This is a genomic window from Glycomyces salinus (assembly GCF_016428645.1).
GTDB classification, from domain to species: domain Bacteria; phylum Actinomycetota; class Actinomycetes; order Mycobacteriales; family Micromonosporaceae; genus Glycomyces; species Glycomyces salinus.
The window spans coordinates 24,489-43,990 of sequence record NZ_JAELXW010000025.1; the positions used below are offsets into that span (position 1 = coordinate 24,489).

Here is a 19,502-nt window from a genome sequence, read left to right on the forward strand (position 1 = left end):
CGACCGACGTCCGAGAGGCCGATCCCAGCGGCCCCGGGCCCGGTCGGGCGGGCCGACACGTGCCCTCAGACATACTCCTTGAATCGCTCGAACACTTGACCGCCCATCGTCTCGGCGACGACGAGCGCGTCATCCGTCTCGAAACCACCGGGCTCCGCCTCCAGTACGACCGAGACGACCAGGCGATCGGCCGCGGCGTGCAGGTCGAAGAGCTGCTTCGACTCCGTAGCGCCCGAGAAGGTGAAACCCACGAAGTCGCCGTTGTCGAAGTCCTTGATTGCGTTGGGGAATTCGGTCTCCCACGCCTGGCGGGTCATCTCCAGTGAACTCGCCCAGTACGCTTCGGAGGTGTCGGTGGCAGCGGTGATGGTGAGCGTCATGCCGGACCCAGAGGTGTACTGGCAGGAGAGGCCGTGCATATCCGGGTCGGGGTACAGGTCGGCGTTCGCGGTCGAACGTTCGGCCGCGCCTCCGGACAGCGCCGCGAATGAGGCGAGGTCGAAGTCCGCACAGGTGGCCGTCGCAAAGTCGGCCTCGGCGTCCGATGTGTCGTCCAAGATGAGGTTGATGAACAGGTAGACGGCGGCCAGGACGGCGAGAGCCAATCCAGCGGGCAAGAGGTCGAAGAGCCGATTGCGGGGTCGGCGAACCGGCCGCGGCCGGTTCGAGGGGGAGGTCAAGCTTTCGCTCCTGAGGCTAGGGCCGGGCGTCGTCCACTGGGCCGAGGTGGCCAGATGGAACCAAGGGGATTGGGCACAGAAGACGATACCGGGCGGTCGAATCTCGTAAGCGACCGTAGTGCCAGGGCTGTCTACTCTGGTGAACCAACCTCACCGTGCGCCAGATCGCGGTCCGATTCGGCACTTCGAAATCCTCCGCCGACCGGCTCTTCGACGACCTCGCGCCGCATCTGCACGCAAGTCGTCTTGTACCACTCGATCCGGCCGTCTGGGTGCTGCTGGTCCCAGCCGTCGGGAACCGTGCCGTATGCGGTGTAGCCGAGTCGTTCATAGAAGGCGCGGTTCCCTGTCGCACGCTCCTCGTAGCGCAGCTCCGCGCGGGAGCGGCCGCGAGAGCGGATGCGGTCTTCCAGCGCACCGACCAGCAAGGTACCTATGCCGCAGCGCTGCAGGATGGGGTGAACGGCCAACTGCCACAGGTATCCCGCGTCGGGGAACGGGGCGAAGTCGACCCCGCCGATCGCGACCGGGACTCCTGACGGGGCGCAGATCGCCAGATAGTCGACCTCACCGGCCTCGGCTCGGGTCAGCTCACCGGCCACCGCCTCCAGATGCGATGGACCGCCGGACCACCCGCACTCGGACAGATCGTCTCGGGACAAGTCTCGGATCGCAAGCGACAGCATGACCTCGCCGTGTTCCGCCGTCCCAGGACTGTCGGGCTGCTTGCCTCGCCGCTGATCCATGCAGCGAGCCTGCCAGCACCGGGTCGACACCGCAACGGGTTACTCTGCGGCGGTTCAGGGCAGATTCCAGCCGGTAACTCTCCGCGAAGTGCTCGCCGAGTTCTGGCGATGACGTCGGTCGACACGCTGTGGGCCGCCCGGTGCTGGTCCACTTCTGAGAGCAGTTCGGCGGCGGTGCGTTGGCCGTTGAAGTCGAACTCGCCGTCCTTTGCTCCTGCAAGGAAGGCGGCCCACTCGGCGCGGGTGTACACAACCACCGAACCGTCCGGGTGGTGAGAGTGCTGCACCGCGACCCGGCCCGAACCATCGGCCCAGCCTCAATGGATTCTGTGATGTGCAATGCCACCAAACAAGCGTGATCGACTCGCTACAGGATTCCGGTGACGGGGTTCGCGGAGGCGGGCATTCCACGCTCTCCACAGAAGCCGACCGGGGCGGGTCCGAAAGTTCGGTCGCTGGATGCCCGCCCCGGTCTTGAGAACAACGGAGGTAAAACCGTGCCCTCACCCATTGTCGCCCAGCCGCCCGCGACGGCCAAGTCCCATCCGCCCGCCGCGCCGCAAGCGTTCACCATCCGGTGCGCCGGGTGCGACGGCGATGAGGGCCTTCACACCTCCGATTGCCCTGATGTGCTGGCCATCGGCTATGACACCGGCACCGGCACAGCCTCCATGAGCGTCTATCCCGAAGCCGGAGCGACCCTCACCAAGCACGCCGATGCCGTCCGGTCCATGCGCTTCTACCTCTTCTTCGGTCCGGTCGAGCTCCACCTGGAGGACGGCACCGTCATCACCTTCGATGAACTCATCCGTTGAGCCCGATCGACTCCGCACCTCTACTCGCCGAGGCCGCTCAGGGCCTGGCTGATCGCCGGGAGGTTCTGGTACTCGCGCCAGTGCATGATCAGGCCGTCCCGGACACGGAGCACGCCGATCCCGTTCACCGAGTCGCGCATGCCGGTGGCGGCGACAGTGCCTCCCAGCTCGTATTCGACGACGATGACCTCGGGATCGGCGGTCCGGTGGGTGGCCAGTTCGCGGAAATCTTCGAACCGAATCACCAGGCCCGCGCCGTGCGCACGGTAGAAGTCCAGCCACGCCTGGCGGCCGTCGATGCGCCGGGCCCCGGGCGGGGAGAACGGGGTCTCGACCACGAGGTCCTCGACCAGAAGCTCGGCCGGGAGCAGCGTGGCCTCCTCTGCGAACAGCGCTTCCTGCATGCGCCGGTAGATCTCCAGCGGTCCCGCTGCGGAAGTTGCCGACTGTGCCATGGAGGCACCCCCTCTTGTAAGGTGAGTGGTACTCAATAAACACTATAGTGAGTTCGACTCACCTTATGGAGAGAGGGGTGCCAGTGGACCGAGACCACGTGCCGCCAGGCGGGACCGGCGAGCGGCCGCTCCGCGCCGACGCCCGCCGCAACCGCACGCTCATCCTGGAAGCGGCCGAGTCCGTGTTCGCCGAGCACGGCGCGTCGGCCTCGACGAAGATCGTCGCCGAGCGGGCCGGGGTCGCCATCGGCACGTTGTTCAAGCACTTCCCGACCAAGCCCGACCTGCTCAAGGCGGTCGTGATGAACCTGCGGGACCGACTCGTCACCGAAGTCGACGCGCTGGTAGCCGCCCCGGGGACCCCGGACGCCCTCTTCGAGTTCTGCTCCCGCGTCATGGCGATCGGCGTGGGGAACCGGGCCGTGTTCGAGCGCCTCGCCGAGACCGGGACCAGGGTGCACGTCGGGGACGCCCTGGGCCAGCTCCGGCCCTCGATCGACCTGCTCGTCGAGCGCGCGCAGGCGGCGGGCTCGATCCGGGGCGACGTCCTTGCCTCCGAGCTGATCCCCCTGCTCGCCGCGATCTGCCAGGAGGCGATGGCCGACGACTGGAGCGAGCCGTTCCGCCGGCGCGCCCTGACTCTCCTCTTCGACGGTCTGCGCCTGAGCGGATGAGGAATCCGCGGGCGCGATCGTGTTCTCCTCCACCTGGGCGTGACGGCGCAGATTGACCGCCGAGGCGAGTCCGGCCCTGGTAGCGATGGCCTCGATTGACAGATCGGTCCGCTCCGGCAGGACTCGTGCCGAGTCAAGGCGCCGACCGAGCGGCAAATCCCTCATGGAGAACGCGCCCGACCAGGTCGCCCGCGTCCTCACCGACTTCTTAGACACCTGAGAGATATCGGGTGACGTAGTCTTCCTGGACGCGGCACGACACCTTCACCGTATGAATGGACGACGATGCATCCCAACGACAGTCTTGACGTTCCGCCAGACCTCACCCGATGGGGGCTCCATGCATTCGCGCTCGGCGCCCGCAGTACACCGCACGCGGTCGTGGCCCTCGACGACAACGGCGCGCTGCTCTATCGGGCTCATGAAGGCATTGCGCTCGCCGGGCTCGAAGCCCATGGCATCACCCCTTCCCAAAGCCAGCTCAAGCTGCTGCAGACTTACGGCTTGATCGCGGTCGACGGCGACTGGATCACCACCGCGTTCCCCGTCGTGGGGCCCGAAGTTCTCGATTCGCTGCGGCCGCGCGTCCGAGAGCTCGCTGCGGATTTGGCGGACCGGGTCAGCGGCGAAGTTCAAGGTATCTGCGCGGAACTGCGTCGACGCGGTCACGCCGGACACGACTACGCCGTAGTCTTCGGACACGCCGTAGACGGACTGCTCTGGGACCGACTGCGGGCCCATGACCAGGTGCCCTCGACTGAACTCAGTATCGAGCGCCCCTTTTGGAACGGTGCGTTCTGGGCGGTCTACCCGCCCGTTCCAGGCGGCGCCGGCGTCAACGAACTCTCCGGGCCCGCGGCGACGCTCATCATGGTTTGGACCGGTGGAACGAGCGATGCTCTGTGGGAGCTGGCCCGATCCGAGACGACACAGCAGATGCTGACAGACCCGACCGGTCAAACCACGATCCCGGTCGTGGCGATGGACGAGAGCGACGGCCTCCACCGCCGCAGCCTGAACATCGCCGACACGATCGCGCAGGCCCTCAGATCCGATCCGAATGCGGGGGCGCTCCTCGAAGCGATCCCCAACGCCAGTCCCCATGAGCGCACACTCATCCTGGCGCACGAACTCGTCTGGAACCTGATGGAGGCGCTGCTGGCAGCCGGATACGTGCGGCCCTTGGCAGGGAACAGTCCCCCGGGACCGGCATCCCCGGACCTACGCGAGCACCTGCTGCTCCGCCTCGAATAGCACCACATACGCCCAGCCCCACGATCGCGCCCCCGCACGTCCGCCATCGCTACCGAGAAGACCGAGCGCGTTCTCCCTGGCAAACCCCACCGGCCACGAATGGCCTGCCGCATGGCCTTGCACCGCCCCGCGCCCGACCCCAACATCGGTGGTGACGAGACGACCGAACCCAACCGGCAGCCTGGGGCAACGGGCCGGCCGACGGACCCCGCGATCCCCCTTCGCCCGTGCCCGGCCCCTCGGAACCGATCAGCATCTGGAGAACCCTTGAAACGAAGAATCGTCGGCATCCTCGCCGCCCTCGCCATCGCCATCGGACTCGCCGCCGTTCCGGCCACCTCCGCATCGGCCGAGGCGGAAGTCCAAAGAGATCCGGGCGTGTACTGCTCCTCGAAACTCTGGGCCGCCACAGGCTACGGCCCGGTGAAACTCTGCACCCAGTTCGCGTACTACGGATTCCAGCAGATCCAACGACCCGTCATGAAGAGCGGGCTCACCGGAGAGATCAGCCCGCACGGGGACTGGCGCCACACAGCCGACGACAAGTTCGACCAGATCGAATTCAAGAACGGGGTGTTCAACGCACACGGAGTGTACGAGAGCGGCTTCGGACCGGGCATGTACGGCACTTTCCACCAGCATCTCGGCGGCGGCTGCTACCAGGTTCGCTGGGGCAACTACAGCACGGTCACAAAGGAGTTCCACCCCGACTCGGGATGGTTCAAGACCACCACCTGCTAGTAGCGGCCTGAGCTGCGGCGGCGCGCTGGAGGCGCGCCGCCGCGCTTCGCGGCGGTCCACGGTCATCTGACGCCGGACCTGCAACCGCCCCGCTTACCGGCGGTTTGAAGGCGAACCCGCCGGTTCCGTGGACTATCGATCAGTCCACGTAGATGTCGGGCTGGAAGTCGTTCTGGCCGGGCAGCACGGCGTAGCCGGACAGGTCGGTGACGCCCTCGGCGGCGAGGACGTCCTCGACCAGGACCGCGTTGCCGGTGTACGCCTTCGGGTCCTTGGCCAGGACCGCCAGGGCGGCGTCGGCGACGATCTCGGGCTTGCGGCTGCGCTCGACCATCGGCTTGCCGCCGAGCGCGAACTCGACCGCTGCGGTGGCGATGGTGGTGGCAGGCCACAGGCAGTTCGCGGCCACGCCCGGTTCGGTGTTCGCCGCGCCGAGGGTCATGATCGTCATCGCGTACTTGGTGGCCGTGTAGGGACCACCGTCGAACCACTTCGAGTCGGTGTTCAGCGGCGGGGCGATGGTGAGCAGGTGGGCGTGGTCGGATTCGCGCAGGTGGGGCAGGGCCGCGGTGACAGTGGCGAAGGTGCCTCGCATGTTGACCTGGCTGATGAGGTCGAACTTCTTGAGGCTCATCTCGCCGATTGGGCTCAGGTCGAGCGCGGAGGCGTTGTTGACGCAGATGTCGAGGCCGTTGAACTGGGAGGCCGCGCGGTCGACCGCCTCGGCCACGGCATCGGCCTCGCGCAGGTCGCCGACGATCGGCAGGGCGGTCCCGCCGGCCTCCTCGATCTCGGCGGCGGTCTCGTAGAGCGTCCCCGGCAGCTTGGGGTGCGGTTCGGCGGTCTTGGCGAACAGCGCGACTCTCGCTCCGGCCGCGCCGAGCGCGACGGCGATGGCCTTGCCGATCCCGCGGCTGGCGCCGGTGACGAAGGCGGCCCGGCCGTCGAGCCGGATTCCGAGGGGGTTGTCGTTGACGGCTGGCTCCATTGCTCTGCCTCCCATTGGTCGAGTGACACCCGATACTACTCTTGAGTAACTTATCAGGGGTCCGAGCTGAGCGAAAGCTGGGAGCCGCTCCAGAAGTGCCGTGGAATGCGCGTCGAACCCTTTCAGCGACGGACCGCGGTGAAATAGGCTGGCCGGGCAGCACTTCAGAGCCACAATGAGCGAGAACAAGGAGCGGTGGATGACTTCGACCAGCGGGCCCGCCGGCGCCGTGCCACCGGAGGTGCCGCTCCGGCCCGACGGGTCGCCGTCGCGGCTCCTCGTGGTGGACGACGAGGAGAGTCTGGCGGACCTGCTGGTAGAGGCGCTGTCCTTCCAGGGGTACGAGGTGACCTCCGCCGGATCGGGCACGGCCGCGCTGACCTCGGTCGAGGAGTCCCGTCCCGACCTGATCATCCTGGACGTCAACATGCCCGGTCTGGACGGCTTCGAGGTCGCCGACCGGCTGCGCTCGGCAGGCGACCTGACCCCGATCATCTTCCTGACCGCCCGCACCGCCCCCGACGACCTCCGCGAGGGCTTCGGTTCCGGCGGCGACGACTACCTGATGAAGCCGTTCCGGCTCGAGGAGCTGTCGCTGCGCGTCTCGGCGGTCCTGCGGCGCACCATCGGGCAGGACGCGGCCGCGCCCCGCGCCGAGGACAAGGTCACCGTCGCCGACCTCAGCCTGGACCTGGCCGCGCACCAGGTGACCCGCGCCGACAAGACCGTCGACCTCTCCCCCACCGAGTTCCGGCTGCTGCGCTACCTGGCGGCCAACGCCGGGCGGGTGGTGTCCAAGCAGGAGCTGCTCAAGCAGGTGTGGGGCTACGACTTCGACACCGAGTCGAGCCTGGCCGAGACCTACGTGTTCTACCTGCGCCGCAAGCTCGACAAGCTCGGCCCGCGGCTCATCCACACCGTCAGGGGCGTCGGCTACATGCTGCGCCCGCCGCAGGAGTAGGCCGTGGCGATCCGCACCAAGATCGCCATGGCGATGGCGATCCTGCTTCCGCTGGCAGTCTCGATCATCGGCTTCGTGACCGTCCAGATCGTCTCGGACAAGCTGACCGGCCAGGTCGACGAGCAGATCCAGAAGATCATCAGCCCCGGCAACCTCGAGGTCTGGGTGAATCAGGTCAGGCTCGCCGACCGGCTCTCGAACGAGGACTCCGGCGACCTGGTGCCGAGCCCGTTCCAGGAGTACGCACTGATGGTCTTCGACAGCTCTGGCGACCTGGCGATCAAATCCGAGGCCGGCACCCCGGAGGACTACGAGGCCCTCCCCGACATCTCCACCGACCCCACGACTGGCCAGTACTTCAACATCGACTCGACCGACGGGTCCATCACCTACCGGGCCCTCGCGCAGGACTACAAGATGACCTTCGGCAACGGTGAGACCGCCACCTACACGTTCGTGGTGGCGACCCCGCTCACCGAGGTGCAGGACTCGATCGGCACCCTCACCCGCACCGTCCTGATAACCGGCATGGCCGTCTCGGCCATCGGCATCGCCGCGGCCTGGCTCATCGCCCGCCGCGGACTGCGGATCGTCGACCAGATGGTCGCCGACGCCGAATACGTCTCCACCGGCTACTTGAACCACCGCATCACCCCGGCCGAACCGCAGACCGAGATGGGGCGGCTGTCGCTGGCGCTGAACCGGATGGTCTCCCGCCTCACCGAGGCGATCGCCGAGCGCGACCGCCAGCACGAGCGGCTGCGCCAGTTCGTCGCCGACGCCGGGCACGAGCTGCGCACCCCGCTGACCGCCATCGGCGGATACGTGCAGCTCTACCAGTCCGGGGCGGCCGCCGAGGGCGAGAAGCTCAACCGGGCCATGGATCGCATCGGCAGCGAGAACGCGCGCCTGGCCAACCTCGTCGACGACCTCATGGTGCTCTCGCGACTGGACGAGGAGGTCGGCGGCGACCGCGAGCTGGTGGAGCTGGCCCGGCTCGCCCAGGACGCGGTCGACGACGCCGAGGTCTCCGACGCCGAGCACCTGATCGAGCTGCACGCCGACGGCGAGGTCACGGTGGTCGCCAACGAGGGCCAGCTGCGGCAGGTGCTGGTGAACCTGCTGACCAACGCCCGCGTCCACACCCCGGCCGGCACCCGCATCGAAGTCACGGTGACGACCGACCACGACTGGGCGGTCCTGCGCGTGGCCGACCAGGGTCCGGGAATCCCCGCCGAGCACCGGCAGCGGATCTTCGACCGGTTCTACCGGGCCGACCCGTCGCGCTCGCGCGCCACCGGCGGCTCGGGCCTGGGCCTGTCGATCGTGGCCTCCATCGTGGCCCGACACGGCGGACGCGTGGACCTGTCCAGCGAACCGGGCGAGGGTACGGCGATCGAGGTGCGCATCCCCAAGGCGCATATCGAATAGGCGCGGGTGGCGGTGTTCATTGCCGACATGGCCGCGATGGCGGCCGTGCCCGCCGCCGAGCCGCGGCAGTTCGGTCCGCCCTCGGACCCCGCTTCAGGTCCCTCGGTCAAGCCCTCAGACCCCGCTTCAGGTCCCTCGGTCAAGCCCTCGGGATCACCAGCGGCGTAGCCGTCTCCGGGTCCTCGATGATCCGGCAGGGCAGGTCGAAGACCTTCTCGACGGCCTCGGCGGTGACGATCTCGGCGGGGGCGCCCTCGGCGACCACCGCGCCGTCGCGCATCGCGATAAGGTGGGTGGCGTAGCGGGCGGCCTGGTTGAGGTCGTGCAGCACCGCCACCAGGGTGCGGCCGGAGCGGTGGAGCTTGCCGCACAGGTCCAGCACCTCCATCTGGTGGGTGATGTCCAGATAGGTCGTCGGCTCGTCCAGCAGGAGCAGCGGCGTCTGCTGGGCCAGGACCATCGCGATCCACACCCGCTGGCGCTGGCCGCCGGAGAGCTCGTCGACCCCGCGCGAGGCCAGGTCGGTGACATCGGTGGCCTCCATCGCCTCGCCCACTACCCGCTCGTCCTCGGCCGACCACTGCTTGAGGATGCCCTGGTGCGGGTAGCGGCCGCGTGCGACCAGGTCGGCCACGGTGATCCCGTCGGGCGCGATCGGCGACTGCGGCAGCAGCCCCAGGCGGCGGGCCACGGCCCGGGTCGGCTGGGAGTGGATGTCCTTGCCGTCCAAGACGACCCGCCCGGCCGCGGGCTTGAGCATCCGGGCCAGGGCCTTGAGCAGGGTCGACTTGCCGCACGCGTTGGGTCCGATGATGACGGTGAACTCGCCCTCGGGGACCTCGACGGTCAGCCCCTCGGAGATGGCGACCCGGCCGTATCCGAGCGTCGCGTCCTCGGCGAACAGCGGGCTCGGAGCCCCCTCGGTCGCACCCGCGGGGCCGCGGTTCGGCCCCTCGGCGACGCTTGCGGAGCTGTAACTTGGCCCTGTCACGACATGACCCCCTTCTTGCGGTGGATGACCAGCAGCCACATGAGGTAGACGCCGCCCACGACGCCGGTGACGACGCCCGTGGGCAGCTGGCGCTCGCCGATGCCGCTCACGGCCGCCGCGTCGGCGGCGGTCACGAGCAGGGCCCCGACCAGCATGGCGCCGATGAAACTGCGGCCCGAGCGGGTCAGGCGCGCGGCGATGTGCGGGGCGGCCAGCGCCACGAACGCGAGCGGCCCGGAGACCGCGACGCCACCGGCGGCCAGGACCGAGGCGGTGATGAGCGCGGCGACCCTGGTCGAGCCCACGTCGACGCCCAGGCCGGTGGCGGTGGCCTCGCCCAGTCGCATCGCCTCCAGGCCGCGGGCGAGCACGGCCGCCGCGATGCCCCCGACGACCAGGACGGAGGCGACCGTCGCGGCCTGGTCCCAGTTGCGGTCGGACAGGTCGCCGGTGAGCCAGAAGACCGCGCGGGAGGCGTCGATGATGTCGCTGCGGGTCAGCAGGTAGCCGTTGACGCCGGCCAGGATCGCCGAGACGCCGATGCCGATGAGCACCAGCCGGTATCCGGACGGGTCGGTGCCGCGGGTGAGCAGGTAGATGACCAGGCCCGCGCCGAGCGCGCCGACCGCCGCGGAACCGGCGACCACGGTGGTCGAGGCCCCCGAGAGGAAGACGATCGCGACCAGTGCGCCGGACGAGGCGCCCTGGGTCAGGCCCAGGATGTCCGGGCTGCCGAGGGGGTTGCGGGTGAGGGTCTGGAAGATCGCCCCGGACAGGCCCAGGCAGGCGCCGACGGCCAGGGCGGTGGCCAGGCGCGGCAGGCGGATCCGCCAGACGATGAACTCCTCGGCGGGCGTGGCGGCACCGTTGAGCGCCGCCCACAGCCGGTCGGGAGCGAGCGGGAAGGAGCCGGTCGAGACCGTCCAGGCCACGGCTCCGGCCAGCGCCACCAGGATCGCCGCGAGCGCGGCGATCGTGCGGCCGCGCACCCGGATCGAGTAGTCCCCCAGGCGGATGGCCTTCGCGCGTCCGGCTCTGAACGCCGCCGGAGAGGCAGTGGTCGCGGTCCTCATAGCCTCGCGACCTTCCTGCGGCTGACCAGGTACAGGAAGAACGGCCCGCCGGCCACGGCGCACACGATCCCGACCTGGAGCTCGGCCGGGCGGGCCAGGAGGCGGCCGAGCACGTCGGCGGCCAGCATGAACACCGACCCGGCCAGGGCCGAATACGGCAGCACCCAGTTCTGGTCCGGGCCGGTGAAGGCGCGCACGATGTGGGGCACGACCAGGCCGACGAAGACGATCGGCCCGCAAGCGGCCGTGGCGGTCCCGGCCAGGACGGTGATCATGGCGATCCCGGTCGCGCGCAGCACGCGCGGGTCGACGCCCAGGCCGGTGGCGGTGGCGTCCCCGAGGGCGAGGGCGTTGAGCGGCCGGGCCAGTAGGACGCCGCCGACCGAGGCCGCGAAGATGAGTCCCACCACGAGCCGCAGTGGGACCGTGTGCGCGTTGACCAGCGATCCGACAGACCAGAACCGCATCTGCTCGAGGGTGGCGGTGTCGAGGATCTGGATGGCCGAGACGTAGGCGAACCCGGCGGCGGTGACCGCCGCACCGGCCAGGGCCAATCGCGCTGGGGTGGCGCTGGCGGCCCCGGCGATGAGGTAGCAGCCCACGGCGGCGATCGCGGCCCCGGCGAAGGCGAAGCCGAGGGTGCCGATGAAGCTGGAGAAGCCGAGGAAGTAGACGGAGGTGACCACCGCCGCCGCCGCTCCGGTGTTGACGCCGAGCAGGCCCGGGTCGGCCAGGGGGTTGCGGGTCATCGCCTGCATGAGCGCTCCGGCCAGGCCGAGCGCGGCCCCGGCGGCCAGGCCGAGGGCGGTGCGCGGCAGGCGCAGCTCGGTGACGACCGGGTAGGCGTCGGAGGCCGGGTCGGTCAGTCCGGTCCAGACCTCGCTCAGGCCCATCGCCCGCGATCCGAGGGCGACACTGAGGACTGCCAGCACGGCGATGACCCCGACCAGGACTGCGAGGCCGGTGACGCGGCGGCCGCGGCCCGGCTGTGCGGCCGGGGGCGCGGTGGTCGTGATTGCAGACAAGCGGTGGCTCCGGAGGGACGGACGTTATTTTGTTTAGGCTAACCTAAGCCACACGTTCGCGACAGGCTCACCCACCCTGAGGAGTACCTCATGTCACTCGCCTCCCCCCGGCCCCGCAACGCCGCTGCTCGCGGCCTCGCCCGAGACCTGCGTCTGCAACGGCGCGCGCTGCTGTCGGCCGGCGGCGGCCTCGGCACGGCCGCCCTCCTCTCGGCCTGCGGCGGCGTCGAGAGTTCGAGTTCCTCGGGTGGCGACTGGAGCTTCACCGACGACCGGGACGAGACCGCCGAGCTGGGCGTGCGCCCGACTTCGGTGGTGGCCTTCACCGGGACGGCGGCGGCGCTCTACGACTTCGGTGTGGAGGTCGGCGCCGTCTTCGGCCCCACCGTGACCGCCGACGGCGAGCCCGACCTGATGGCCGGACGCATGCCGGTCGATGACCTGGAGATCATCGGGAACGTCTTCGGGGAGTTCGACGTCGAGAAGTTCGCCGCGACCGAACCGCAGGTGCTCGTGACCCAGTACAAGGAGGGCTTCGGGGAACTTTGGTACGTGCCCGAGGAGAGCGTCGACGAGGTCGAGGCGCTCGCGCCGGTCATCGCGATCGCCAGCGGGGACCGCCCGATCGAGGAGGTCATCGACCGCCACGCCGAGCTGGCTGAAGCGCTCGGCGCCGACCTCGATTCCGAGGCCGTCGCGGCCGGGCGCGAGCGGTTCGACGCCGCGGCGGAGGCCGTGAGCGAGGCGGCCGCGGCCAACCCGGTGCGGGTCATGCCGTGCTCGCCGACGGCCGAGGCGTTCTTCGTGGGCGCCGCCGGGGCCTTCGACCTGCTGGCGCTGTGCGTCGATCTCGGCGTCGAATTCGTCGACCCCGCCGACCCCGACGTCTACTGGGAGCAGCTGTCGTGGGAGACCGCCGACCGCTATCCGGCCGACCTGATCCTGCTGGACCGGCGCACCTACAACCCGCGCACCGAGGACCTGGCCGACTTCCCCACCTGGAACGCCCTGCCGGCCGTCGCCGCCGACCAGGTCATGCAGTGGAACCCCGAGCCGATCTACTCGCACGTCGGCGCGGCGGTCGAGCTCGAGGCGCTCGCCGAGGCCCTGAGCAGCGCGCAGGCGCTGTAGTGGCTGACGACACGTCCTGGACACGGACCTGGACCCACGGGTTTGATTAGGCTAACCTAACTCGGCACCCTGACACGGTCACCGGCCCTTCACTAAGGAGATTCACTATGGCATTCGACGCCGACAGACTCAAGCTCGGCCGACGCGGCCTCCTCGCCGGCGGCGGCGCCCTCGGCCTGACCGGCGCCCTGACCGCTTGCGGCGCGGGCGAAGACGACTCCTCCAGCGACGAGGAGACCCCGACGGGCCCGTGGTCGTTCACCGACGACGCCGGAGAGACCGTCGAACTCGACGCGGCCCCGAGCAGCGTCGTCGCCTACACCGGCCTGGCCGCCGCGCTGTACGACTTCGGCATCGAAGTCCAGGGCGTCTTCGGCCCCACTGTCGACGACGAGGGCAACCCCACCACGCAGGCGGGAGACCTCCCGGTCGACCAGTTGGAGATCATCGGCAACACCTACGGCGAGTTCGACACCGAGGCATACGCAGGCATGGTTCCTGAGGTCCTCATGACCCACTACTACCTCGACCCGACCGACATGTGGTACGTGCCCGCCGAGAGCGCCGACGAGATCACCGAACTGGCGCCGGTGGTCCTGCTGAACGCCAACGACGGCGAGAACACCCTCGAAGACGTCATCGACCGCCACGCCGCGCTGGCCGAATCCCTCGGCGCCGACCTCGACTCCGACGACAACACCGCCGCGCGCGAGCGCTTCGACGCCGCCGTCGAGGCCCTGCGCACGGCCGCCGCCGACAACCCCGTCAAAGTCCTCGCCTGCTCGGCCGGCGCGGAGACCTTCTGGGCCTCCAACCCCGAGAGCGGCAACGACATGCGGTTCTTCCAAGAGCTCGGGGTCGACTTCATCGTCCCCGACAACCTCGACGAAGGCGGCTACTACGAGAGCCTCTCGTGGGAGAACGCCGACAAGTACGACGCCGACCTGCTGTTCCTCGACGCCCGCCCCCAGTCCCTCCAGCCCGACGCCCTGACCGAGTTCCCGACCTGGAGCGCCCTCCCGGCCGTCCAGGAGGGACAGATCGTCGGCTGGGACGCCGAGCCGCTGTACTCCTACGGGCTCGCGGCCGGCTCGATCGAAGCCCTGGCCGAGGCGATCACGAACGCCAAGAAGCTGTCCTGACCGGACTGCGAGAGCGGAGCGGGGGCCGGGCGGATTCGCCCGGCCCCCGCTTCGCTCCGTTCGTCTACCAGAGCCTGCGCAGATTCAGCGTGACGACCTCGGGGTCGTGGTCCGAAACGCCGTAGGCGCCGTAGGCCGGCTCCTCACCGGGAGCGTCGGCCGGGTAGTCGGCGTTGATGTGCGCCGTGGCCACGTCGGTCACGGCCCAGTCGAGCCACCAGGAGGTCCACATCTGATCCAGCGTCTGGGACTGCCCCTGGTAGGTGTACGAGTAGGCCGCCTCCGGCTGCCTCCACAGGGCGGTGTCGTACAGGTTGCACAGCCCCGAGTCCTCGTACATGGCCGCGAGCTGGTCCGAAGGGCCGGTCCAGTCCCCGGCGATCGTCTCGCCCTCGGCGAAGGGATCGTCCGGCCTCGGATAGACGTTGAGGTCGCCCCCGGCGAGGACGTTCGCCCTCCAGTCGTGGCGGAGGATCGTGCTGGAGACCGCGGCCAGGTAGGCGGCCTGCTCGGTGCGGTGCAGCACCCGGCCGTCCGGGCCCGAGGAGAAGTGGTTGTTGATCAGGTACAGCTCGGCGTCCCGGCCGCGCTTCTCCACGACGAACTTGGCGACCTGGGTCGGGCGGCTGAACACGTCGTGGCCGTCGCAGGCGTACACGCCCGAAGAGGTGCACCGGTCGAGCACGTCCTGCGGCAGGGAGGCGTTGAGCGCCTTGGGGTTCTCGACGTCGGCGTTGATCTCGTCGGCCTCGGTCCCGTAGTCGACGCCGGGCGATCCCCCGAAGACCGGGTCATCGGCGTCGACCTCGGCCAGGGAGACCCGGTCGGCCTGGTAGAGGAAGCCGGTCATGATCCCGCGCGTGTCGGACGAGTCGAGGTCGCCGACGGCCGTGTACTCGGGGCCGCCGAGCTCGGCGATGATCAGCGCGAGCTCCTGGAGCGAGTCGGGGACGCCGTCGCGCTGCTCGTTGTCGGCCCCGGCGTTCTCCAGGTCGCACACGAGCCGGTCGGCGCCGAGGTCGGAATCGGTCGTCCACTCCGGGTTGACCGAGCACACGTCCTGGGCCTCGCCCTCCTGGGTCATCAGGATCTCCGGGCCGTGCAGGTCGTCGATGATCTGCTCGGCCTCGCGCAGCATCCGGGTCTCGTACGCCTCGTAGGAGGCCGGCACGTAGTTGAACGGCGGGGTCACCTGGTCGTCCTCTTCGACGCAGCCCTCGTTGCCCTCGAAGTCGCAGCCGGAGTCCGGGCTGTCGCGGAAGTCGTAGAGGTTCTCGATGTTGTAGGAGGCCACCGAGATCTCGCCGCGGCCGGGCGGCTCGACCGGGTGGTTGCCGGCCGGTTCGAGGCCGGCCTCGAGTTCGAGGTTCTCGGCGACGTTCACGGTGTACTTGCCGAAGGTGTAGTACACGCCGCCGGTGGTCGCCTCGCCGATGACGTCGTAGGTCTTGGCCGGGGCGATGACCGCCTCCGGGTCGTCCTCGGTGGCCTTGACGCCGAAGGATCCGAGGACGAACAGGTAGCCGTTGCCGTCGTCGAAGGTCTCCTCTGGGACGTTGTCGAGCGGGTGGGCGTCCCGGAAGGCGCGCTGCGAGTAGCCGTCGCGCTGGGCCACCTCGTGGTCGCCGCGCATCGCCCAGACCTCGCCGTCGCTGCCGAACACGTCGCGACCGGCGGTGACGACCGACTCGGCCGGGACGGTCATCTGCATGCCCAGGTGGCGGCGGAAGTAGCGGGTCGAGTCGTCGGCGTCGTCGGGCGGGGACACCTCGACGGTCTCGACGACCTCGAGCGGATCCAGCCCGGTGTCGACCACGTCGTACACGAAGGCGGAGCCGCCGCTGAACTGGATGTTCCCGTAATAGGAGCCGACGTCGGCCTGGAGGACGATCTCGTCGCCGAGCGCGACGTCCCAGCGGGAGCCGATCTCCTCTTCGGCCGGGGAGCCGTAGAGGGTGCGCAGGCTGTCGTAGGAGCTGTTGAACACGAAGATCCCGTCCGAGGAGTCCGGGTCGCCGTCGGTGGCGTCGGCCCGCTCCTGGAGGAAGAATCCCTGGTTGCCGCTGCTGTCGAGGTACAGCTGCGAGACCACGCCCTGGACGCGGACGGTCTCGCCGGCCAGCGGCGAGGAGAAGTCGGTCTCGTCGTCGCCGATGGAGCCCTGGACGCCGCCGATGTGGATCAGCTCGGGTTCTTGGGCCTGGGCCTGAGAGGTGAGAGCGAGGCCGCTGATCACGACCGCCGATGCTACGGCGGCGGTCGTCGCGCGGGCTCTCCGTCGAAGGAGGGACACGGGGAGTTGCTCCAATGCTGTTATGAGGGTACGGCTCACCCTCACTCAAGCGCAGGGAGCCGAAGCGCGCAAGACCTGAGGGTGAATTCCTCGTATCATCCTATGATCGGCTGCCGCCCCGGCCCGGCACGGGTGGAACGGAAGCGGGGGCCGCCAAGGCGGCCCCCGCTTCCTGCATTACCTCAGTTCGTCCCGCTCACTCGAGCTGCTCGAGCAGCTGCTCGGCCTCGTAGACCAGGACGGTCCCGGCGTCGCCGCGCACCCGCTCGGCGTGCCGGATGAAGCCCTCCAGGGCCCGCTCGGCCAAGTGGACCTTGCCCTTGTCCAGGAAGTGCTCGACCGATCCGAGCTTCCAGTTCAGGATCATGTACTGCGACCAGCGCAGGTCACCGGAGTCCCGGTACTCCTCCAGCAGGCTCCGCAGGTCGTCGATCGAGCCCGGGGCGTGGAAGTCCGGGGTCGGGACGTCGGCGAAGTCCATGTCGGAGGCCATGTAGAAGCTGGTGTACTGCGGCTGGTTGTAGGTCGTCTGCTGGTTGGCCACGCCGACGCGGTACTGCGGGTCGTGCATCAGCGTGTACAGCTTGTGGTCGGTCACCTCGGTGGAGAGGTGGATCCGGAGCGCGTCGCTGTCGACGGTGCGGGTGATCAGCTCCTCGCGCCAGTCGCCGAACACGTCGGCGACCAGGCCCGGGTTGCCCTTCGACCAGTTGTTGTTGAGGGTTCCCTCGTCCTCCAGGACGACGCCGTCCTCCCAGTCGTGGATCCGGGTCGGGGTCGTCTCGGTGGTCTGGTGGCCGGTGATCCACTGCGTGGTCAGGTCGGCGCCCCAGCGGATGCTCATGTTGGTGCCCGGGGTGGGCTCCTCGATGGGCTCGCCGGCGGCGGTGAACAGCCCCTCGGGGTTGCCGTCCTGGCCCGGCGGCAGGGAGGCCCAGACCTCCAGGCCGGGGATGTCGGGGTCGATGTCGCCGGCCATGCCGCGGCCGGTGTCGCGGCCGGAGTAGCCGCCCCACAGGACCTCGCCGGTCTCGGCGTCGCGCATGGCGTAGCCGTACGGCGCCCACGGGCCGCCCTCGAAGACCGAGAAGATCTCCAGGCCCTCATTGTTCGGGTCGAGGTCGCCCAGGTGGTGGGCGTCGCCGTGGCCGAGCTTGACGTACTCACCGGGTACGTTCGACTCCGGCGGCGCATAGTCGTAGGAGGAGTACAGCAGCGAGCCGTCGTCATCGAGGGTGGCGGCGCCGTAGATGACCTCCTGCTTGCCGTCGTCGTCGACGTCGGCCACGCCCAGCGAGTGGTTGCCCTGCGTGGTGAGGGTTCCCCACTCGGGATCGGGACCCTCGATGCCGTGCGGTCCGTCGTTGAACGGGTTGGACATCGGCGCGTGCCCGGAGTCGGCCAGCCAGCGCTGGGTCAGCTCCTTGCCGTCCCAGTCGTAGGCGGCGATGGTCGACCGGGTGTAGTAGCCGCGGGCGAAGATCGCCGAGGGGCGCTCTCCGTCGAGATAGGCCACACCGGACAGGAAGCGGTCGACGCGGTTGCCCGGCTCGATGCGGGACATGGCGTAGTCGCCCCACAGGAGCCCGTCGTCGCCGCGCGGGACCGGGTAGTCGATCGTTTCGAGCTCGAGGCCGGTGGAGCCGTCGAAGACGGTCAGGTACTCGGGCCCGGAGATCACGAAGCCCTCGAAGTTCCGCAGGTCGTTGCGCGCGGAGCGCGAGGGCGCGTAGACGTCGACGAAGTAGTCGACCAGCGTCCGGGCATCCTCTTCGGACAGCGGGTACTCGAGGTCGAACTCGTCCTCGGCCCCGAGCGCCTCCTCGATGGTCGCGGGCCAGTCGCCGCCGGCCACCTCGGGGTGCTCGTGCCAGCCCATGAACATCTCGACCAGGTGGTCGTAGTAGTCCTCGGCGCTGTAGCGGTAGTCGTCCTCGTGGGTGACCCCGGCGTCGACGTCGCCCTCGGGGAGGGTGATGAACTCCTCCTCATCCTCCACGTACGAGGTCGACTTGACTCCGGGAGCGGTCTTGAACATCACCTCCGAGATCCCGTCCCCGTCGAAGTCGTAGACGTCGAACTGGGTGTAGTGCGCGCCGGCCCGGATGTTGTCGCCCAGGTCGATCCGCCAGAGCTGCTCGCCCTCCTGGGTGTAGGCGTCCAGGTAGACCGGTCCGGTGTAGCCGACCTGCGAGACGTCCTTGGAGTTCGAGGGGTCCCACTTGACGATGTACTCGTACCGGCCGTCCCCGTTCAGGTCGCCGACGCTGACATCGTTGGCGCTGTAGGTGTACTCCTCCCCCGCGGGCGTGGTCCCGTCCTCGGGCTTGTTGAGCGGGACGTCGAGGTACTCCTGCGACCAGGGGCTGACGGTGTCGGAGAAATCCACTTCCTCCCCGTCGACGACGGCCACGACCCGGTACTCGGCCTCACCGTCTCCCTCGGCATCGAGATAGTTGGTGCTGTCGGCGACCGTGGCGACCAACTCGCCGTCCCTGTAGAGGTTGAAGTCGACTCCGGTCACGCCTGAATCGTTATAACCGGACACTTCACCAGCAAGCAGACGCCAGCTGAGAAACACCCCATCGTCGGTGCTGGCCGCGACCAGCCCCCGGTCGAGATTCTCGAGCTGCACACCGGTCCCGGCACTCCCACCGCCGGAACCACCGTGCCCATACGCGGCACCCGAGGCCGACAACCCGGCACCGGCCACCACGACGGCCATCGAAACCGCCGTGACCCGGCGAAAAATCTTAGGAGGACTCATCAGAAGGGGCTCCTTTGTCTCTGAGAGGCAGCCGAATCCGCGCAGAGGAGCGAGCAAAGGGGGAAGCACGCTCGACCACCTCGTTTTGAAACGATTTAACGCATCGAAGGCTATCGACCAATCCCCCCGATGTCAAGCACGCGACCCCGAAAAACCACCCCAACCCAACCCCCGCCACCGCCCACCCCACAACCTGTTGTAAAGTTCTATCGGCCCCGGACGATTAGCTCAGCGGGAGAGCACTGCCTTCACACGGCAGGGGTCACTGGTTCGATCCCAGTATCGTCCACAGAATCGGACATATAGGCAGTTACATCTCATATCAAATGATCCGG

17 protein-coding genes, 1 tRNA gene and 2 pseudogenes are annotated in these 19,502 nt (G+C 69.0%); 9 read left to right on the forward strand and 11 right to left on the reverse strand.

Annotated elements, in window-relative coordinates:
* Nucleotides 1-65: 65 nt before the first annotated feature.
* The 3 genes and pseudogenes from JFB92_RS09895 to JFB92_RS26915 form a co-directional block, all read right to left on the reverse strand.
* Nucleotides 66-617: a hypothetical protein gene (locus JFB92_RS09895; protein WP_199037609.1), complete on the reverse strand. Its 552-nt coding sequence runs from the start codon at nucleotides 615-617 to the stop codon at nucleotides 66-68.
* 194 nt (nucleotides 618-811) lie between these two features.
* Nucleotides 812-1,426: a GNAT family N-acetyltransferase gene (locus JFB92_RS26910; protein ID WP_372451612.1), complete on the reverse strand. Its 615-nt coding sequence runs from the start codon at nucleotides 1,424-1,426 to the stop codon at nucleotides 812-814.
* 188 nt (nucleotides 1,427-1,614) lie between these two features.
* A pseudogene (locus JFB92_RS26915) lies at nucleotides 1,615-1,734 on the reverse strand (DUF397 domain-containing protein); the annotation flags it as partial.
* Between the two features lie 189 nt (nucleotides 1,735-1,923).
* Here JFB92_RS26915 and JFB92_RS09910 point away from each other — a divergent pair.
* Nucleotides 1,924-2,241, forward strand: a complete 318-nt coding sequence (locus JFB92_RS09910) for a hypothetical protein (RefSeq protein ID WP_199037614.1) — start codon at nucleotides 1,924-1,926, stop codon at nucleotides 2,239-2,241.
* 20 nt (nucleotides 2,242-2,261) lie between these two features.
* Here JFB92_RS09910 and JFB92_RS09915 read toward each other — a convergent pair whose 3' ends face one another.
* Nucleotides 2,262-2,696 carry a nuclear transport factor 2 family protein gene (locus JFB92_RS09915; protein ID WP_199037615.1) on the reverse strand — a complete coding sequence of 145 codons (435 nt, stop codon included), beginning with the start codon at nucleotides 2,694-2,696 and terminating at the stop codon, nucleotides 2,262-2,264.
* A 77-nt stretch (nucleotides 2,697-2,773) separates the two neighbouring features.
* Here JFB92_RS09915 and JFB92_RS09920 point away from each other — a divergent pair, with 77 nt between their 5' ends.
* On the forward strand, nucleotides 2,774-3,370 hold the full coding sequence (locus tag JFB92_RS09920) for a TetR/AcrR family transcriptional regulator (RefSeq protein WP_307789093.1): 597 nt from the start codon (nucleotides 2,774-2,776) through the stop codon (nucleotides 3,368-3,370).
* 38 nt (nucleotides 3,371-3,408) lie between these two features.
* On the opposite strand, the pseudogene JFB92_RS27175 reads toward JFB92_RS09920, so the two are convergent.
* Nucleotides 3,409-3,520 (reverse strand): annotated as a pseudogene (locus JFB92_RS27175) (AraC family transcriptional regulator); the annotation flags it as partial.
* Between the two features lie 135 nt (nucleotides 3,521-3,655).
* Here JFB92_RS27175 and JFB92_RS09925 point away from each other — a divergent pair.
* Together JFB92_RS09925 and JFB92_RS09930 are read left to right on the forward strand one after the other, a co-directional pair.
* On the forward strand, nucleotides 3,656-4,624 hold the full coding sequence (locus JFB92_RS09925) for a hypothetical protein (protein WP_199037620.1): 969 nt from the start codon (nucleotides 3,656-3,658) through the stop codon (nucleotides 4,622-4,624).
* A gap of 267 nt (nucleotides 4,625-4,891) precedes the next feature.
* Nucleotides 4,892-5,365: a hypothetical protein gene (locus JFB92_RS09930; RefSeq protein WP_199037622.1), complete on the forward strand. Its 474-nt coding sequence runs from the start codon at nucleotides 4,892-4,894 to the stop codon at nucleotides 5,363-5,365.
* Between the two features lie 139 nt (nucleotides 5,366-5,504).
* Here JFB92_RS09930 and JFB92_RS09935 read toward each other — a convergent pair whose 3' ends face one another.
* The gene (locus tag JFB92_RS09935) at nucleotides 5,505-6,353 is read right to left on the reverse strand and encodes an SDR family oxidoreductase (RefSeq protein ID WP_199037624.1); all 849 of its coding nucleotides are present in this window, start codon (nucleotides 6,351-6,353) and stop codon (nucleotides 5,505-5,507) included.
* Between the two features lie 199 nt (nucleotides 6,354-6,552).
* Between JFB92_RS09935 and JFB92_RS09940 the strand changes: the two genes are divergently transcribed.
* Together JFB92_RS09940 and JFB92_RS26560 are read left to right on the forward strand one after the other, a co-directional pair.
* Complete coding sequence (locus tag JFB92_RS09940; protein ID WP_199037626.1) at nucleotides 6,553-7,314, forward strand: response regulator transcription factor; 762 nt, start codon at nucleotides 6,553-6,555, stop codon at nucleotides 7,312-7,314.
* A 3-nt stretch (nucleotides 7,315-7,317) separates the two neighbouring features.
* Nucleotides 7,318-8,745 (forward strand): sensor histidine kinase, encoded by a 1,428-nt coding sequence (locus JFB92_RS26560; protein WP_199037628.1) that lies wholly within the window; start codon nucleotides 7,318-7,320, stop codon nucleotides 8,743-8,745.
* A gap of 139 nt (nucleotides 8,746-8,884) precedes the next feature.
* On the opposite strand, the gene JFB92_RS09950 is transcribed toward JFB92_RS26560, so the two are convergent.
* The 3 genes from JFB92_RS09950 to JFB92_RS09960 form a co-directional block, all read right to left on the reverse strand.
* Nucleotides 8,885-9,649, reverse strand: a complete 765-nt coding sequence (locus tag JFB92_RS09950; protein ID WP_199037646.1) for an ABC transporter ATP-binding protein — start codon at nucleotides 9,647-9,649, stop codon at nucleotides 8,885-8,887.
* Between the two features lie 83 nt (nucleotides 9,650-9,732).
* Entirely contained in the window at nucleotides 9,733-10,809 is a 1,077-nt protein-coding gene (locus JFB92_RS09955; protein WP_199037630.1) for a FecCD family ABC transporter permease, read from the reverse strand.
* Nucleotides 10,806-11,834, reverse strand: a complete 1,029-nt coding sequence (locus JFB92_RS09960) for a FecCD family ABC transporter permease (RefSeq protein ID WP_233162838.1) — start codon at nucleotides 11,832-11,834, stop codon at nucleotides 10,806-10,808. Before JFB92_RS09960 ends, JFB92_RS09955 begins: the two co-directional genes overlap by 4 nt.
* A gap of 90 nt (nucleotides 11,835-11,924) precedes the next feature.
* Here JFB92_RS09960 and JFB92_RS09965 point away from each other — a divergent pair, with 90 nt between their 5' ends.
* Nucleotides 11,925-12,965, forward strand: coding sequence for an ABC transporter substrate-binding protein (locus JFB92_RS09965; RefSeq protein ID WP_199037632.1), 1,041 nt, complete (start codon nucleotides 11,925-11,927; stop codon nucleotides 12,963-12,965).
* A 107-nt stretch (nucleotides 12,966-13,072) separates the two neighbouring features.
* Nucleotides 13,073-14,107 carry an ABC transporter substrate-binding protein gene (locus JFB92_RS09970; RefSeq protein WP_199037634.1) on the forward strand — a complete coding sequence of 345 codons (1,035 nt, stop codon included), beginning with the start codon at nucleotides 13,073-13,075 and terminating at the stop codon, nucleotides 14,105-14,107.
* A gap of 64 nt (nucleotides 14,108-14,171) precedes the next feature.
* On the opposite strand, the gene JFB92_RS09975 is transcribed toward JFB92_RS09970, so the two are convergent.
* Both JFB92_RS09975 and JFB92_RS26115 read right to left on the reverse strand, forming a co-directional pair.
* Nucleotides 14,172-16,343 carry a hypothetical protein gene (locus JFB92_RS09975; protein ID WP_199037636.1) on the reverse strand — a complete coding sequence of 724 codons (2,172 nt, stop codon included), beginning with the start codon at nucleotides 16,341-16,343 and terminating at the stop codon, nucleotides 14,172-14,174.
* Between the two features lie 253 nt (nucleotides 16,344-16,596).
* Nucleotides 16,597-19,167 (reverse strand): rhamnogalacturonan lyase, encoded by a 2,571-nt coding sequence (locus JFB92_RS26115; protein ID WP_307789095.1) that lies wholly within the window; start codon nucleotides 19,165-19,167, stop codon nucleotides 16,597-16,599.
* Nucleotides 19,168-19,384: 217 nt separating this feature from the next.
* Here JFB92_RS26115 and JFB92_RS09985 point away from each other — a divergent pair.
* Nucleotides 19,385-19,456, forward strand: a tRNA-Val gene (locus JFB92_RS09985).
* Nucleotides 19,457-19,502: the final 46 nt, after the last annotated feature.